The organism is Marinilabilia rubra, assembly GCF_003121985.1.
Classification (GTDB): Bacteria; Bacteroidota; Bacteroidia; order Bacteroidales; family Marinilabiliaceae; genus Marinilabilia; species Marinilabilia rubra.
Genome location: NZ_QEWP01000011.1, coordinates 24469 through 39336, shown reverse-complemented (window position 1 = coordinate 39336; position 14868 = coordinate 24469). Strand labels below are relative to the sequence as shown.

The 14868-nt window shown below is 39.2% G+C and carries 14 protein-coding genes; 3 read left to right on the top strand and 11 right to left on the bottom strand.

Going from position 1 to position 14868, the window contains the following annotated elements:
• Window positions 1-187: 187 nt before the first annotated feature.
• The 3 genes from hflC to DDZ16_RS13510 all read right to left on the bottom strand — a co-directional run bounded on the left by hflC (window position 188) and on the right by DDZ16_RS13510 (window position 4527).
• The gene (hflC, locus tag DDZ16_RS13520; protein WP_109265019.1) at window positions 188-1132 is read right to left on the bottom strand and encodes a protease modulator HflC; all 945 of its coding nucleotides are present in this window, start codon (window positions 1130-1132) and stop codon (window positions 188-190) included.
• A gap of 135 nt (window positions 1133-1267) precedes the next feature.
• A complete protein-coding gene (gene hflK / locus DDZ16_RS13515) occupies window positions 1268-2272 on the bottom strand; it encodes an FtsH protease activity modulator HflK (protein WP_109265018.1) in 1005 nt (334 codons plus the stop codon).
• Window positions 2273-2301: 29 nt separating this feature from the next.
• Window positions 2302-4527 carry a bifunctional alpha,alpha-trehalose-phosphate synthase (UDP-forming)/trehalose-phosphatase gene (locus tag DDZ16_RS13510; RefSeq protein ID WP_109265017.1) on the bottom strand — a complete coding sequence of 742 codons (2226 nt, stop codon included), beginning with the start codon at window positions 4525-4527 and terminating at the stop codon, window positions 2302-2304.
• A 111-nt stretch (window positions 4528-4638) separates the two neighbouring features.
• Here DDZ16_RS13510 and DDZ16_RS13505 point away from each other — a divergent pair, with 111 nt between their 5' ends.
• Window positions 4639-6444, top strand: coding sequence for a glycoside hydrolase family 15 protein (locus tag DDZ16_RS13505; RefSeq protein WP_109265016.1), 1806 nt, complete (start codon window positions 4639-4641; stop codon window positions 6442-6444).
• 116 nt (window positions 6445-6560) lie between these two features.
• On the opposite strand, the gene folK is transcribed toward DDZ16_RS13505, so the two are convergent.
• From folK to DDZ16_RS13475, 6 genes are all read right to left on the bottom strand, one after another.
• Window positions 6561-6935, bottom strand: coding sequence for a 2-amino-4-hydroxy-6-hydroxymethyldihydropteridine diphosphokinase (folK, locus tag DDZ16_RS13500; RefSeq protein ID WP_109265015.1), 375 nt, complete (start codon window positions 6933-6935; stop codon window positions 6561-6563).
• Window positions 6936-6965: 30 nt separating this feature from the next.
• Window positions 6966-7325, bottom strand: a complete 360-nt coding sequence (locus tag DDZ16_RS13495; RefSeq protein WP_109265014.1) for a dihydroneopterin aldolase — start codon at window positions 7323-7325, stop codon at window positions 6966-6968.
• 5 nt (window positions 7326-7330) lie between these two features.
• The gene (locus tag DDZ16_RS13490; protein ID WP_109265013.1) at window positions 7331-8050 is read right to left on the bottom strand and encodes an SDR family oxidoreductase; all 720 of its coding nucleotides are present in this window, start codon (window positions 8048-8050) and stop codon (window positions 7331-7333) included.
• 385 nt (window positions 8051-8435) lie between these two features.
• Window positions 8436-8900, bottom strand: a complete 465-nt coding sequence (locus DDZ16_RS13485; RefSeq protein ID WP_109265012.1) for a GAF domain-containing protein — start codon at window positions 8898-8900, stop codon at window positions 8436-8438.
• 255 nt (window positions 8901-9155) lie between these two features.
• A complete protein-coding gene (locus DDZ16_RS13480; RefSeq protein WP_109265011.1) occupies window positions 9156-9674 on the bottom strand; it encodes an RNA polymerase sigma factor in 519 nt (172 codons plus the stop codon).
• 293 nt (window positions 9675-9967) lie between these two features.
• Complete coding sequence (locus DDZ16_RS13475; RefSeq protein WP_109265122.1) at window positions 9968-10447, bottom strand: phosphate-starvation-inducible PsiE family protein; 480 nt, start codon at window positions 10445-10447, stop codon at window positions 9968-9970.
• 38 nt (window positions 10448-10485) lie between these two features.
• Here DDZ16_RS13475 and DDZ16_RS13470 point away from each other — a divergent pair, with 38 nt between their 5' ends.
• Window positions 10486-11598, top strand: coding sequence for a nucleotidyltransferase domain-containing protein (locus DDZ16_RS13470; RefSeq protein WP_109265010.1), 1113 nt, complete (start codon window positions 10486-10488; stop codon window positions 11596-11598).
• Here the strand turns inward: DDZ16_RS13470 and DDZ16_RS13465 are convergent.
• Window positions 11579-12292 (bottom strand): phosphorylase family protein, encoded by a 714-nt coding sequence (locus DDZ16_RS13465; protein WP_109265009.1) that lies wholly within the window; start codon window positions 12290-12292, stop codon window positions 11579-11581. The two genes, DDZ16_RS13470 and DDZ16_RS13465, sit on opposite strands and share 20 nt — an antisense overlap.
• Window positions 12293-12679: 387 nt before the next feature.
• Window positions 12680-13747 carry a DNA polymerase IV gene (gene dinB, locus DDZ16_RS13455; RefSeq protein WP_109265007.1) on the bottom strand — a complete coding sequence of 356 codons (1068 nt, stop codon included), beginning with the start codon at window positions 13745-13747 and terminating at the stop codon, window positions 12680-12682.
• Window positions 13748-13993: 246 nt separating this feature from the next.
• Here dinB and mnmD point away from each other — a divergent pair, with 246 nt between their 5' ends.
• Complete coding sequence (gene mnmD, locus DDZ16_RS13450) at window positions 13994-14680, top strand: tRNA (5-methylaminomethyl-2-thiouridine)(34)-methyltransferase MnmD (protein ID WP_109265006.1); 687 nt, start codon at window positions 13994-13996, stop codon at window positions 14678-14680.
• Window positions 14681-14868: the final 188 nt, after the last annotated feature.

The following is a 14868-nucleotide window of genomic DNA, read 5'->3' as shown; positions in this document are numbered from 1 at the left end:
CCATAAAAACATCCGGCTGTGGTTCTAAAATCAAAACAACGTTACACCAAATAAAAAATTCATCTCCAACATTGATTTTAGCTTCCGAACTATAACAAATATAGCTAATTTTAAATCAATATTGAAGATGAATGATCGCGATTTATGTTAAAACCGCCATAATGGTATCACGACAAAGACAAAGTCTTTAATCGGAACTTTTCAGGTAACGATACAATTCACTATCTGTAGAAATAATGACATGGGTTTTATCATCAAAGGTCTTCTCAAATGTTTCCATCGACTTCATGAAGCTGTACAGATTTCGGGCAGAAGTACTTCTATTGTAGGCTGAGGAATATACTGCAGCTGCCTCTCCATCAGCTTTACCCATGATTTCTTCAGCTTCACGGAACGCCTGTGAACGAATGGTCTTCAGTTCCCGCTCCTTTTCACCATTAATCCTTGAAGCTTCGCCCTGGCCTTCAGAACGGAATTTATCAGCAATGCGATAACGTTCACTTTTCATTCTTTCATAGACCTGAGTCCTTACGTCCTCTACATAGTTGATACGCTTAAACCTGAAATCCAGGATCTTTACTCCAAGGTCTTCAGTCTGCTCATTGGCAGCTTGTAATATCATGGCCTGAATTTTCTCCCGGCCTACTTCAATAGATTCAAGGCTATCACCAATCATTTCGCTTATTACCCCTACTGACAGTGGCTGACGGTTACTGGTCCTTACCGCTTCGATCAAATCGTGATTGGCAATAAAGTCACGGGTTTCTCCATCAAGGATGTCATCCAAACGGGATTGAGCACCCAGTTCATTTCTTAAGCGTTTAAAAAACTGCAAAGGATCAACAATTTGCCAACGGGCATAAGTATCCACAAAGATGAACTTTTTGTCTTTGGTTGGAATTTGATTGGGATCACCATCCCACTCCAAAAACCGCTTTTCAAAAAAATTGGCTGTTTGAATAAAAGGCGCTTTGAACTTCAGACCCGGTTCTGTAATGGCATCCCCCACAGGTTTACCAAATTGGGTGACGACCACCTGTTCGGTTTCATCCACCACAAAAATACTTCCCATGAGTGTAATTAAGGCCAAAAAGGCAATTACTACAACTGCTATGATTCTATTTTTATTCATAATACTTGTCATTTATTTTAAGTTATCTCTTCATATGAGTGCCGGAATTCAGCGATGGTTCTGCCAAATGCAATCTTAGAAAAAATGCTCTATCCAACATTTTAACCGGAGCACTCAGAAAAAGATAAAAACAGGTTATTGATTTCCTCCTGTGGTGTTTAATTTCTTCACATTATCCATTTGCATTTGCAATAAGGGAAGAACACTATTTCCATCCTGATCGGTTATAATTTTATTCCCCAGTTCAGGTAAAACCTTTTGCAAAGTTTCAAGATAAATACGTTGACGTGTAACCTCAGGGGCACGAACATACTCTGAATAAAGTTCATTAAATCTTGCAACTTGTCCCTCCGCATTATTCACACGCTCCACAGCATAACCTTCAGCCTTCTGAATAGTTTCTTCAGCCTGACCTTTGGCCTTTGGAATCACCTTATTGTACTCCGATTTGGCCTGATTAATAAGTGTTTCCTTTTCCTGCTGGGCTTCATTCACCGCATTAAAAGCGGCTTTTACAGGATCAGGCGGATTGACATCCTGAAGCACCACCTGGTCAATTTTAACGCCCAATTCATAACTATTGGCAAGTTTTTGAATAAGCTGCTCAACACTTGCAGCTATTTCGGTACGACCAACAGTCAAAACTTCATTTACAGTACGGTCACCAACGATTTGGCGAACAGCACCTTCAGAAACATCCCTAAGTGTAGATTCAGGGTTTCTAACTTTAAACAAAAATTTGTAGGGATCATTAACCCGGAATTGCACAACCCACTCCACATCTGCCAGGTTTAGATCACCTGTAAGCATCAGGGACTCATCTTCGGTTCCCCTTTTGGTGTATTGAGACCTGACATCTGCACTGGTTGTTCTAAAGCCAAATTCTAATTTTTGCTGCCTTTCAACCGGAACTTTGTATACCTGTTCTATAAAGGGGATCTTAAAATTAAGACCCGGCATCACCGTTTTAGTGTATTTCCCAAACCGGACAATTACCCCGGCTTCTTCAGGGCCAACCTGAAAAAAACCGCTCCAGGCTACAACAACGACTGCCACTACCAAAATGACACTCCTGATATTCTTTAAGAGTTTTTGAAGGACAGGAGGTATCTCTTGTCCTGAAAATTCATTTCCATTCATAAGTAAAAAATTAAATATTAAAATTTGGATTAGTGATTCTTAGACATTTCGCGCAGGAAGTTTCTTACAGCATCCACAGTCTCCAATTTATAGGAGGCATTGGTATGCTTAATTCCCACTTTTATGGTAACAGCTTCGGGCGGCAATTCGCGGAATAAATACTCATCCGTCCAATCATCGCCCATCGCCATAATATAATCAAACTGTTTATTCAGCAGGAAGCGGTTTGCTGCCACACCTTTGTTAATTCCACCAGTCTTGACTTCAACAACCATATTACCTTCCATAATCTCAAGGTTGTGATTGGCCACCATAGTGGTCAATTCATCCTTAAGCTCATTGGCACGCAATTCACCCAGTTCAGCTTCAGCTTTTTCGTAATGCCAAACCAGAGAGTAATTCTTCTCCTCAAGATAGGTGCCCGGTGTTCTAACAACAAAGCTATCCAGAATTGGACGAACCATAGGCATCCAGGAATTGGTGGCATTGGTAAGCATTTGCCACTCCTTGCCTCTTTCGCGCATCCAAACCCCATGCTCACTAATGAGGCTTACATCAGATTTATCAAACCATTTACTTAACGTTTCTTTATCCCTGCCACTAATCAGGATCACTTCATTTCGTTCATCATCTGTTAGTGCATCAAGAATTTTGTGCAAGGTATTATCCGGAGCAGCGCTTGGCTCCTCTTCCCTGGTAGCCTTTTTAAAGTGTGTCAAAGTACCATCATAATCGAGGAATATGGCTCTTGATTTACCTTGGGAAAAGTTTTTGAGGAGTTTCTCACTAAGTCTGGGAGTGATCTTTTTAGCCAGAAATTCACTCTGTATCTGATTAATACGTTTCAACGACGAAACAAATTGCTCCGCCCATTTAAATACATCATAACGCTTCAGTCGCTTCTGCATAACCGACATTCGGCTTCGTTGCTCATCAACAGGCATTTCAAGTGCCTGCTTAATCGCATCTGCAACCTCTCCTTCATGGTTGGGATTAATAACAAGGGCTTCTCCCATTTCTTTCACCACACCTGTCATTTCACTAATAATCATGACCCCGGTTTGATTGGTTCTGGAAGCAACATATTCCTTGGCAACCAGGTTCATTCCGTCCCTGACAGGAGTTAGCAGCGCCACATCGCTCATACTGTAGAGCTCAACGAGGTTTTCAAATGGCATGGAGCGGTAGAAATACCAAACCGGCGAATAGTTCACAGAACCGTACATTCCGTTGATTCGGCCTACAAGTTCATCCACCTCCCTTTTTAGTTTTTGATATTCCGGAACTGAATTTCGGGAAGGGACGGCTAACATAACCAGTGTGACCTTGGTTCCGTATTCAGGATACTTTTCCAGGAAGTATTCGAAAGCTCTTAACCGATGGGGGATTCCTTTTGAATAATCAAGCCGGTCAATGGACAAAATCAACTTGCGATCCGGAGAGACCAAAAAGTATTTCTCAAGCTCCTGATGTAATGGCGATTTTTCCTGTAAAGGTTTGGATATTGTTTTAATGGCTGAATTACTGAATTTATCGTAATCTATTCCCATTGGGAAAGCATCGGCCAAAACAATCCGCTCTCCTATATGGATTTGGTTAAATGAAATTTCATATCCAAATAATCGACGAACACTACTAAGGAAGTGTCTTTCATAATCGTAAGTATGAAATCCTATCAGGTCGGCTCCCAATAATCCCTCCAGCAATTCGTTACGCCACGGAAGCATCCTGAATATTTCGTATGACGGGAATGGTATATGTAAAAAGAAACCAATGGTAATATCCGGCCTTTTGGCTTTGATCATACCGGGCACCAACATTAATTGATAGTCATGTACCCAAACAAAATCACCCTCTTCAACCACTTCAAGAGTTCTGTCGGCAAACTTTTGATTCACTTCTACGTATGACTGCCAAAACTCGGTTGAATAATCTACATATTGATTAAAGTAATGAAAGAGGGGCCAGATAGTGCGGTTGCAAAAACCTTCATAAAAAGTATGTACTTCACTGGAAGAGAGCGGCACAGTTTCGCATCCTTCTGCACTGAGCATTTCCTGAATTTCTTTGAATTGGTCAGCGGTATAGCTTTCAGTTGCCACTCCAGGCCACCCAATCCAGCGACCTTCAAAATCTTTATAAACCGATTTCATTCCGGTTGCTAATCCACCCACAGAAGGTTTTAACAAAAATTTATCTTCTTCTGAAACTATACTGAATGGTAATCGATTAGAAACAATATGAAGTTTTTTCATGGTTTTAATATTTTTATTTTGCTATAAAGTATAGTGTTTTTTCTTTATTTTACAAACTTTGCAGCGATAATTCGAACTATAACCGTTAATTGATTGAACACGCGACGACACATGAAGAACCTAAATTATGGCATAGTAGGAAACGGAAAAAGTGCAGCCCTTATATCAGATAAAGGCTCAGTGGAATGGCTTTGCTTGCCTAAGTTCGATTCTCCTTCCATGTTTGCCTCCCTGTTAGATAAAGACAAAGGAGGTTACTTCTCGATAGTATCCGTAACAGGTGCTGACATTACTCAAAGATATGAATTTCATTCGAATGTTTTGATTACCCGATTTGAATGTGCTGACGGAACCTTTGAGATTCATGATTTCATGCCACGTTACAAAATGGACAATGGCACTTATTATCTGCCTCCGGATCTGGTCCGTTACATAAAATGGATCGAGGGAAAACCAAAGATAAAAGTCCACTTTGATCCACGTTTGGAATATGGGAAATTCGACACTCACATAACATTCAATGGAAAATATGTAAAAGCCTATACCACCAAAGGAAGTTACGACTCTTTATATCTTTACACAAGTATGGACAAACTTTCGGTTGTAGGTCAATTGCCGATCACCATCGAGCAGGATGAGTTCATACTGATTAGTTACAACCAAAAATTGCTTGCTCAAAATATTACCCGGGCTCATTTAAAATTACAAAGGACCAAGGTTTACTGGTTAAACTGGGCTGAGCGCACTACCCGTTTTAAGGATTACAACGATGAAATAATGCGGAGTGCTTTGTTGCTAAAACTTCTGAGTTATCATAAATCGGGAGCCATACTGGCAGCTGCCACTACTTCCCTGCCTGAAACCATAGGCGAAGTTAGAAACTGGGATTACAGATTTTGCTGGATTAGGGACGCTTCGATGGTTATTAAGGTGATGACTATGCTAGGGCATTTCAATGTTGCTCACAAATATCTGAATTTCATCATTGACTTGCTTCCTGACAAGGATGAAAAGATCCAGATCATGTATGGCATTAACGGGGAGAAAAAACTTACAGAATACGAACTTCCGCACCTTGATGGTTATGAAGGCAGTAAACCTGTAAGAATTGGCAACGCCGCGTACAAGCAAAAGCAGAATGACATTTATGGAATTCTTGTTGATGTAATATACCAGTTGTTCCACTTATTTACAACTTCGTTGGAGCACAGTGAAGAACTGTGGACCATAACCCGCAACATAATCAAAGTTGTTGAGCGAAACTGGCAAAAACCTGACAAAGGAATCTGGGAAATCAGACACAGTTCAAAACACTTTACTTTCAGTAAGATACTCTGCTGGGTAGCTGCCGACCGTGGTATTAAAATCGCTGAATTGCTCCATCAAAAAGAGTACATAAAATCGTGGGGCAGATTGAGAGACAAAATCAAGAATGACATCTATAAAAATGCGTGGTCAGAAAACAAACAGTCGTTTACCCAGGCTTATGGCTCTGAAGACCTTGATGCTTCTGTTCTGCTGATGGAAGCCTATGGTTTCATCAGTGGTGATGATCCAAAATACAAAAGTACTGTGAAAGCCACCCAGGCAGAACTTGAGCATAACGGACTAATGTTTAGATACAAAAACAAAGATGATTTTGGACAACCATCCTCTGCCTTTACAATTTGCTCCTTCTGGCTTGTAAAAGCTCTGTATAAAATCGGGGAAAAAGAAGAGGCCAGGCAAAAATTTGAGGAATTGTTAAAATATTCCAATCACTTGGGTTTATTCAGTGAAGATCTTGATTTCCAAACAAAACGTTTACTAGGAAACTTCCCTCAGGCTTATTCGCACCTGGCACTTATTGACACAGCAATGTTGTTGGCCGGTGGTGAAATGAGTTCAGAAGAAATAATTCTGGGAAATATAGGCTAAGCATATTCATAAGGCTGAGTTTACAGCCACAAAACATAAAAACGCGGAAATCAGGAGATGATGAATCTTTTGATTTTCGCGTTTTTTATGACTGTAGAAGATTTTCGCGTTACAAGCTATTTTCGAATTTCCTTCACCAATTGTTGTAAAAACTCACGCTCATAATAATCCTCATCGACCACTTCTCCATTCCATAAGAGAATATCGAGATCAATTTCCCGAGGTCCGTATTTGGGACGATTTCTATCTCGCCCCATCTCATCCTCAATGCCTTTCAACTGTTTTTTCAACTCATTGGCCGAAAGCGAAAATTCAATGAGGCCAACTGCATTGTAAAAATCCGGTTGATCAGTAATGCCAATCGGAGAAGTCTTTACCGGTCCTGAAGATTTCAGTAAACCATACCTCGAGTCAAGTATTTCGAAGGCTTCCCGTATATTTTGTTCAGGGTTAATATTTGATCCAAGTCCTATTATTACGCGGTTTGCCATGGATTACGGTTATTCTGTTTTTTTATGAGATCAGTTTGCTTTCCGGTTTTTTGTTATGGAAAAGGAAACACTTTTTGAAAATCTCAGGGCGTGAGGTTTATCAACCTCCACTGTCACCCTCTGAACCCTTTGGTACTGCAAAAGTAAACCAGTTATGTCATTGGCAATTTTTTCCAAAAGATTATAGCTTTTACTTTCAACCAGTGCTATAATTGTTTTACAAATATCCCTGTAATCGAGAGCTTCCTCAGGCTCATCACTGTCTTCTTCCCCATTCAGTGAATAATCAATTACAAGATTGATAACAATATCCTGTTTTTTCCCCAATTCATGGGGATTAAACCCAACCTGGGTTCGCAATAAAAGATCCTTTATTGAAATTGTAGCCATAAGCCTTAAACAAGATGAGAACCGCTGTCACAAAAGATAACCTGTCCGGTAACAGAGGGATTGTTCAACAAAAAGTAAACTGAAAATGCAATATCATTAACGTCAACCTGCTTCTTCAAGGGTGTTTTTTCAACAACATCCTTAAGGTAATCAGAACTTTTACGGGGCGGAGGCAATACCGGTCCGGGAGCAACACCATTTACCCGAATAACGGGCGAAAAGTCGAGAGCTGCCATTCGCGTAAGTTCAGCCAGATTTTTTTTAGCCAATAAATATGCTGCATGGGTCCCTTCATTTTTTACAATTTTAGTATCCAGCAAATTTACCACACTCCCTTCTCCAAAATGGTTTTTAAATGCCTGCATCAGCAAAAAAGGAGCCTCAAAATTGACCATCATTTGTTTTCGTAAGAAGCCCAGAGAAGTTTCATCAATCTTACCGGGATCGAAAATACTGGCATTATTAATCAAGGCATCAATCTTTTCAATACCCTCAGGCAGTCGGTTAAACACAGATAAAACAGCATCAGACACGCTTAAATCGCACTGAAAAATGGGAAACAGCCTGTCAGGATACAATTGTTTTAGCTTTTCCGACAAGTGTGCAGCATCATCGCGGCTATGGTTATAGTGCAATACAACCTCCCATCCGGAAGATGCAAGGTATTCAGAAATTGCTGAACCAATCCTTTTGGCAGATCCAGTCACAAAAGCAGTTTTCCTCATTCTTTCAAAATTTAATTCTCAATTGGTTGAATCTGTCTTCTATTTGTCAATAGATCGTTAGATTTTTAGATATTAGATTTAAGATGAATCATATGGTGCTAATAACCAGGGCCTTAAAGCAATCATGCACATGATTCCAAAAAGTTGATTTATAGCCCTTTCCAATCCCGAACCATCGGGATAACGGAGTATTGAATTGTGTAAATATCAATAAATCGTTAGTCCCGAAGCTTCGGAAAAGACCTGCAAATTAAGACAAGCCATATAATTCTGATAACATAAGCTTTACACAAATACGCCCTTAATTGCAAATGGTTGATTATCGACCTCTAACAACCCAGAATCCTCTGGATAGCAAAGCATTGAATAAAAACCAACAGTTTTACTAACAATAAATCAATTCTACAATCTTTTCAAGTTCTATACGGTCCGTATCATCAAAAGCATTTAACTCCCGACTGTCAACATCAAGAACGGCAACCACTTTTCCTTCTTTATTTTTAACCGGAACTACAATCTCTGATTTGCTTAGAGAAGAACAGGCAATGTGCCCGGGAAATTCTTCTACATCCCCTACCACAACACTCTCCATTTTATTAATCCCGGCCCAACAGACCCCTGTATCTTTTTTTAATTTCAAACAAGCAATAGGTCCTTGATAAGGTCCTACAATTAAATTATTCTGATCATCAAGATAATAAAAGCCGGTCCAGAAGAAACCGGAAAACTTATGATGCAACAATGCAGCAATGGTACTCATTCGTGACCATGGACTTTCAGTTGCCACAATTAATTCTTCAATCTGCGTATAGATTCTTTGATATCGCCCTGTCTTTGCTTTTTGACTCATTTGGAAATTAAGAATTTATTAAAAAATGTGATTTAAAAACCTGGTGATTGGATATAAAGATAAAAAATATGCTCAACACTTTTCAGTGGTTAATATACATTTTATCAACAACCATGATGCTTAAGGCAAAGAATAAACAAAAAACAACCGACCACTGCCTTAACAGGTGGCCGGTTGCCCACTCATCCACTAAACCCAAACCCTAAATTTATCTTATTTAAGAACCCTATTACCTAAATAGGTTGTTTAAAAAAATCATACAGCGTAACTGCCCTCACGGTCCTTCAACATTTCCTGTAATTTTTTACGAGTGAAGAAAATGCGACTTTTAACTGTACCAATAGGCAAATCAAGTTCTTCTGCAATCTCTTTATACTTGTATCCATCAGTATGCATGCGGAACGGAATGCGAAACTCATCTCCAAGTTGTTCAATGTACTGATTCATTTCTGTTACGGAATGAACCATTTCCGGCGTTTCTGACGCATAGTTTTTCCTGAAAGCATGCTTGAATGCATCATCAGATCCATCAAATGTATTTCTGGTTTTTTGATTGCGTCTGTAATTATTAATAAAGGTGTTTTTCATGATGGTAAACACCCAGGCTTTGAAATTTGTGTTCGCTACAAACTGATTCCGATAAGTCAAAGCTTTAAGAATAGTTTCCTGCAAAAGATCATGTGCATCGTCATCATTTGCTGTTAAACTAAGGGCAAAATACAAAAGCTTGTCTTGAAGCCCCAAAAGACGGTTGTTAAACTGAATTGATGTCATGGTGTATGGATTTTTATTGATTTCTGTCTAACAAATATAATTAAAAAATAAACGCTTGCAAATATTTAATCAACTTTTTTATTCCATGATTTAGACCCATTCTAAATAACGAGGCTTTTACTTCATTGATTTATTGCTTTTTACAAGTTGTTTTACAAATTACATCTAAATTAATCCATTAACCAGAGAATGTCAAGAAAAAAAAAGATTAAACAATACAAATAACAAAATATTAACATCCCCGGACAAAAAACACACCTTCCTTAACATGTCGTCACAGGCCGAGCAAGCGCTCAATGATGCAATTTTTCATCATCCTCCGAGATTATTTCTTTCCTTTTTCCTTTAGCAAATATTTTTTCAAGAATAACTTTCGTCCAGGTTCCCTTAATAATGCCATAAGAAAGAGCCAACGCAAGTAACATAGCAGAAAGACTAAACAATTGCTCAACTTCATATTCAGAAAAATCCCATACAATAACTTTTCTGGCAATCGCAATAATTGCGACCAGGAGAACAATTTCTACATGGATTTCCTCTTCTTTAAGAAAGGCTTTAACAGTATCAAGGAGCTCAATTCCAATTAAAATAACCAAAAACAATCCAAAAAGGGATTGAAGCTGATCTGCGGTAAAAAATTCACGGGGATCTGAAACCGCAGCAGAAACAACTGTTAAAATAATATTTACAGTACTCACCAACAGAATAAGTACCATAACGAAAAGCAATAAAAATATAATTGCCTTCTGGAGAATTCGTACATATTTAAGCATATCCATTAACTTTGAAATTAATTATTAAAAATCGGAATATGGAGCCTTTCAAATCCCCAATGGCAAACATGGTATTTGAACTTTGCAAACCTAATCAGGACATTTCATCCAAACTTAAGCTTGAGAAGGATGATGAAGAGTCTCTTCTATATTTTGCGGCCCGAAATGGTGTAGCTCCATGGTTATTTTACAGAATAAACAATGCCAGTATTAAAGGGGTTCAATTTTCTGACCGTGTAAAAGCCGGCCTTCGAATGCAATACCTGCAAACATTGGTAATGAATCAGCAGAAGTGGAAAGTTTTTAAAGAGTTGCATGCACTGGCAGCTGAAAACAACATTCAGATTATTCCTCTTAAAGGTACTGCCCTGGCTTTTTCTCTTTATCCCGAAGAAGCTCTGAGACCAATGGGGGATATTGACCTGTTAGTGCCGGATAAAGACATTTTCAAACTCAGAGATCTGATGTTGAACAATGGAGCCAAACCTGTCCATGTTCCGATTTCAAAGCTCCATGACCAGATGCACGCACATATTTCGGCTCTCAGCTGGCAAAATATCATGATAGAACCTCACCAAAGACTCTTCGCCATGGGCAGTGCACTGAACCCTTCTTCTGCCAATCTCTTTGGCAATCTGAAGAGAATAAAGAATCATCCTGAAATAAGCGTATTTGATGATACCATGCAGGCCTATCACCTCATCACCCATGCCTTCAAAGGGTACAAAATGGGCGGAATGCGACTGGGATGGCTTTTAGATATTGCCCTCATTCTAAACCGTCATAAAAAAGATTCCGGTTTTCTAAAACAAGTAAAAAACCTGAACCCGAAAGCGGAAAAGCAAATAGACACAATCATCCAATGGTCATGCCTGCTTTTGGATGAAAAAAATGAACAAAACCTGACAACGCCTTTTCCGCCAAAAGAAATGTTCCTGGCAGAGCAAGATCCTAAAACAAAACACAAAAAAATGGTCCTTCAGGAAATTGCAGGTTTGCCCGGCATAAAAAACAAAGCAAATTTGTTATTCAGAGAGTTTTTTCCGGAAATACAGTACATGGACCACCAGTTTGGGAAGCACCGTGGGATTGATCTTCTCAAATTGTACCTGAAAAGAATTACCGGAAGAATCAATCGGCCAGATAATTAAGAACTTTTACAATAGCCTTTTCCAAATTACCGGTGGCCAAATTCAAATTTTGCCGAAACTCTTCCTCTGTTGGAATACCGGAGTCTACCAGATCCGTTACAGCTTTTACACAAAACAACGGAATGCCATGAAGTCTGGCCACCCAGGCAACAGCAGCCGCTTCCATCTCTTTTACTTCCCCTCCAAGAGCGCGAATATTCTTCTCATCTATCGGGGGCATATCCAGTGAATTGCTGGTTGTGACAATACCGGTTTTAAAATTTTCTTTCAACGCCAACTCCTCAGTATCCCAAACTTTGAAATACCCAATACTTTGTTTATCCCAGCCGGGAATTGGCACCCTCCGATCGTGAAAAACCACATGATCGCGACTTAAATAAACATCCCCGATTTCTGAGCCATTTTCACCAAAAGCACCTGCTGTCCCCATATTTATAATAAGCTGAGGAGAATAGTGACTAATGGCATAATCAGTGGCCAAAGTGGCTGCCTGTGTTCCAATCAAGTCAAGATTTGTTTCGGGATCTTTGCCATTAATAACCAATGAAAGCTTTATTCCATTAAAATGGCCTGTCCAGCCAAGCATGGGCATCCCCGGGCAATAAGAATGATCTTCTTCAAGATTAAGTTTTTCAATTACCGGTTTGGCCTCGGCCTCCATGGCAACAACAATGGTTATGTTATCAAATTTCATATTTAACTGTTATTTATCTCAACACTCCGTTAAACTTCAACAATAAATTCGTAATCAATTAATTACAAGAATACCTCTTTCATTTTTTTTTGCTAATTTATAACATGTTACGAATTTTCTTTTATCCAGGTGGAGTCATAAACCATTTAAAATGTGTTTTTTATAATTTTCTTAGTTTTTTAAATATGCCGCAAAAAGAATCAAAATTTCTTATAGTCAAAAGTTTCCAGCTTCTAACTTCCAGCCTCCAGTTTCCGGCTTCCGCGCGGCTGGGTTACTTAAATCTAATATCTAACGTGACTCGCGTCAGGCAGGTATCTAAAATTCTAACGATCTATTGGTATATTAATAGAAACAAAATCACTATTGTCCGGAATGAGTTAATGGTTAATCAAATTTAATGGTCAGTTGCACCGGTCCCTCTGATTCTTTCTCTTTAAAGTTTGAAATAGAAATCCCAAGTAATCTCACGGGTTTTTCCATATCTGCCAAATTTAATAAATCTATAACAGCCTGATGGACTAATTTGGGATCGGTTACATAATCCGAAAAAGTATGCGATCGGGTGATTTGCTCAAAATCGCTATATTTCACCTTCAGAGTAAGGGTTTTACCATAAGCACCGTGTCTTTTAACTCTATCCCACAATCCTTTTTCCAGATTTCGTAATTCGGTGAGCATTTCATCCCTTGTACTCAAATCTTGTGAGAAAGTATTCTCGATACCAACAGACTTTCTTATTCTATGAGTAACAACAGGCCGCTCATCAATCCCGTTAGCAATATTGTGAAAGAAAATACCAGACTTCCCAAAGTTCCTTACAAGCATGGAAAAGTCAGCCTTACGTAAATCCCCACCGGTAAAAAGCTGGAGATCGTGCATCTTACGGGCAGTACTGGGACCTACACCAAAAAACTTTGTTACCGGCAGACTCTCAATGAAATCCAGCACCTCATCTGGTTTTATAACAAACAACCCATCAGGTTTATCCTGATCGGAGGCAATTTTTGCCAGAAATTTATTGACACTTATCCCTGCTGAAGCCGTCAGTCCGGTAGCTTCCTTAATCCTCTTTTTAATATCGCGGGCAATAATGGTTGCTGACGGCATCCCCACTTTATTGGTCGTAACATCAAGAAAGGCTTCATCAATGGACAGTGGTTCAACCAAATTGGTATAATCTCTGAAAATCTCCATTATTTTGGAAGAATCGGCCTTATATACATCGAAGCGCGACTTTACGAATATCAGGCCGGGGCATTTACGTGCAGCGATTTTTGAAGGCATGGCAGAATGAACACCATACACACGGGCCTCGTAACTCGCTGCAGCCACTACACCCCTGTCACTACTCCCTCCAACGGCGACGGGCTTACCTCTTAAAGAGGGGTTGTCTCTTTGCTCTATTGAGGCAAAAAAGGCATCCATATCTATATGAATAATCTTCCTGGTCACAGATGCAAGTATACAATAGATTGTTAGATTTTTAGATGTAAGATGTAAAATGATTCGTACAATCTTGATATTCTGTATTTTAACAAACAAATTCTTAAAAACACAAATTTCTGATTTTTAGCGCGTCGTAAAAGTTTAAGCTGAGTATTGATTTAAAACTTGATATTAAAAAGGACAAAAGAAGTTACTGCATAAAGCCGGGAAAATATAAACAAACTATTTTCTACCTTTGCTTCAAAAATAACAATGTCAACAAACCACCCCTCAATACAGCTTAAGATATCAGAGGACGGGTCTTCCACGCTTTACCGACCCGATCTGGATGAGCATTATCACTCTATACACGGGGCAATTCAGGAGTCTATGCATGTTTTCATTGAAGCCGGTTTCAATCACCATCCCGGTAATCAATTAAACATTCTGGAAATTGGCTTTGGGACAGGTCTGAATGCCCTCTTAACGCTGCTTTACGGGCAGGATAAAAACATTTATTACCACAGTCTGGAACGATATCCTGTAAACCCGGAACTTGTTTCCCGGATCAATTATCCGGACTGCCTCCATATTGCCGAGGCAGCAAATTATTTCGAGAAGTTACATGAGGCACCCTGGAACAGCAAAGAAGAAATTCATAAAAACTTCACCCTCTTCAAAGAAGCAGGAAGTCTTGAGGATTTCAATACTTCAATCCGGTTTGACCTCATCTATTTTGATGCTTTTGCTCCTGACAAACAACCTGAATTGTGGACGCCCGGGATATTTGAATATCTGGCTCAACACATGAATGAGGGTGGGACACTAACAACCTACAGTGCCAAAGGAACCGTAAAAAGAGCTTTAAAGAGTGCAGGATTATCACTCGAAAAAATCCCGGGACCTCCCGGCAAAAGGGATATGCTGAGAGCAGTAAAAAGACAGAAGATGGTAAGGTAAAAAAAAATCAGAACTGTGGAGCTTTTCTCTTATCAACAACTACCTTGATAAGCAATCACATAAATTACAATGAAATATATTCGCCTAAGCCCATTCAAAGCCAACAGAATTCATTGTTTTCTTACATTTTTTTGTAAATTTCGCCTCCGAAAAAATAATTTTAATCAGTATAACAAAACATAATTCGC

Bases quoted from the DNA above. Each gene is read 5' to 3' on its own strand.
- mnmD (WP_109265006.1), top strand. From the start codon at position 13,994: ATGTCAACAAACCACCCCTCAATACAGCTTAAGATATCAGAGGACGGG.
- folK (WP_109265015.1), bottom strand. From the start codon at position 6,935: ATGGCAAACCGCGTAATAATAGGACTTGGATCAAATATTAACCCTGAA.
- hflK (WP_109265018.1), bottom strand. From the start codon at position 2,272: ATGAATGGAAATGAATTTTCAGGACAAGAGATACCTCCTGTCCTTCAA.
- hflC (WP_109265019.1), bottom strand. From the start codon at position 1,132: ATGAATAAAAATAGAATCATAGCAGTTGTAGTAATTGCCTTTTTGGCC.
- DDZ16_RS13465 (WP_109265009.1), bottom strand. From the start codon at position 12,292: ATGAAATTTGATAACATAACCATTGTTGTTGCCATGGAGGCCGAGGCC.
- DDZ16_RS13470 (WP_109265010.1), top strand. From the start codon at position 10,486: ATGGAGCCTTTCAAATCCCCAATGGCAAACATGGTATTTGAACTTTGC.
- DDZ16_RS13495 (WP_109265014.1), bottom strand. From the start codon at position 7,325: ATGGCTACAATTTCAATAAAGGATCTTTTATTGCGAACCCAGGTTGGG.
- DDZ16_RS13475 (WP_109265122.1), bottom strand. From the start codon at position 10,447: ATGCTTAAATATGTACGAATTCTCCAGAAGGCAATTATATTTTTATTG.
- DDZ16_RS13485 (WP_109265012.1), bottom strand. From the start codon at position 8,900: ATGAGTCAAAAAGCAAAGACAGGGCGATATCAAAGAATCTATACGCAG.
- DDZ16_RS13505 (WP_109265016.1), top strand. From the start codon at position 4,639: ATGAAGAACCTAAATTATGGCATAGTAGGAAACGGAAAAAGTGCAGCC.
- DDZ16_RS13510 (WP_109265017.1), bottom strand. From the start codon at position 4,527: ATGAAAAAACTTCATATTGTTTCTAATCGATTACCATTCAGTATAGTT.
- DDZ16_RS13490 (WP_109265013.1), bottom strand. From the start codon at position 8,050: ATGAGGAAAACTGCTTTTGTGACTGGATCTGCCAAAAGGATTGGTTCA.
- DDZ16_RS13480 (WP_109265011.1), bottom strand. From the start codon at position 9,674: ATGACATCAATTCAGTTTAACAACCGTCTTTTGGGGCTTCAAGACAAG.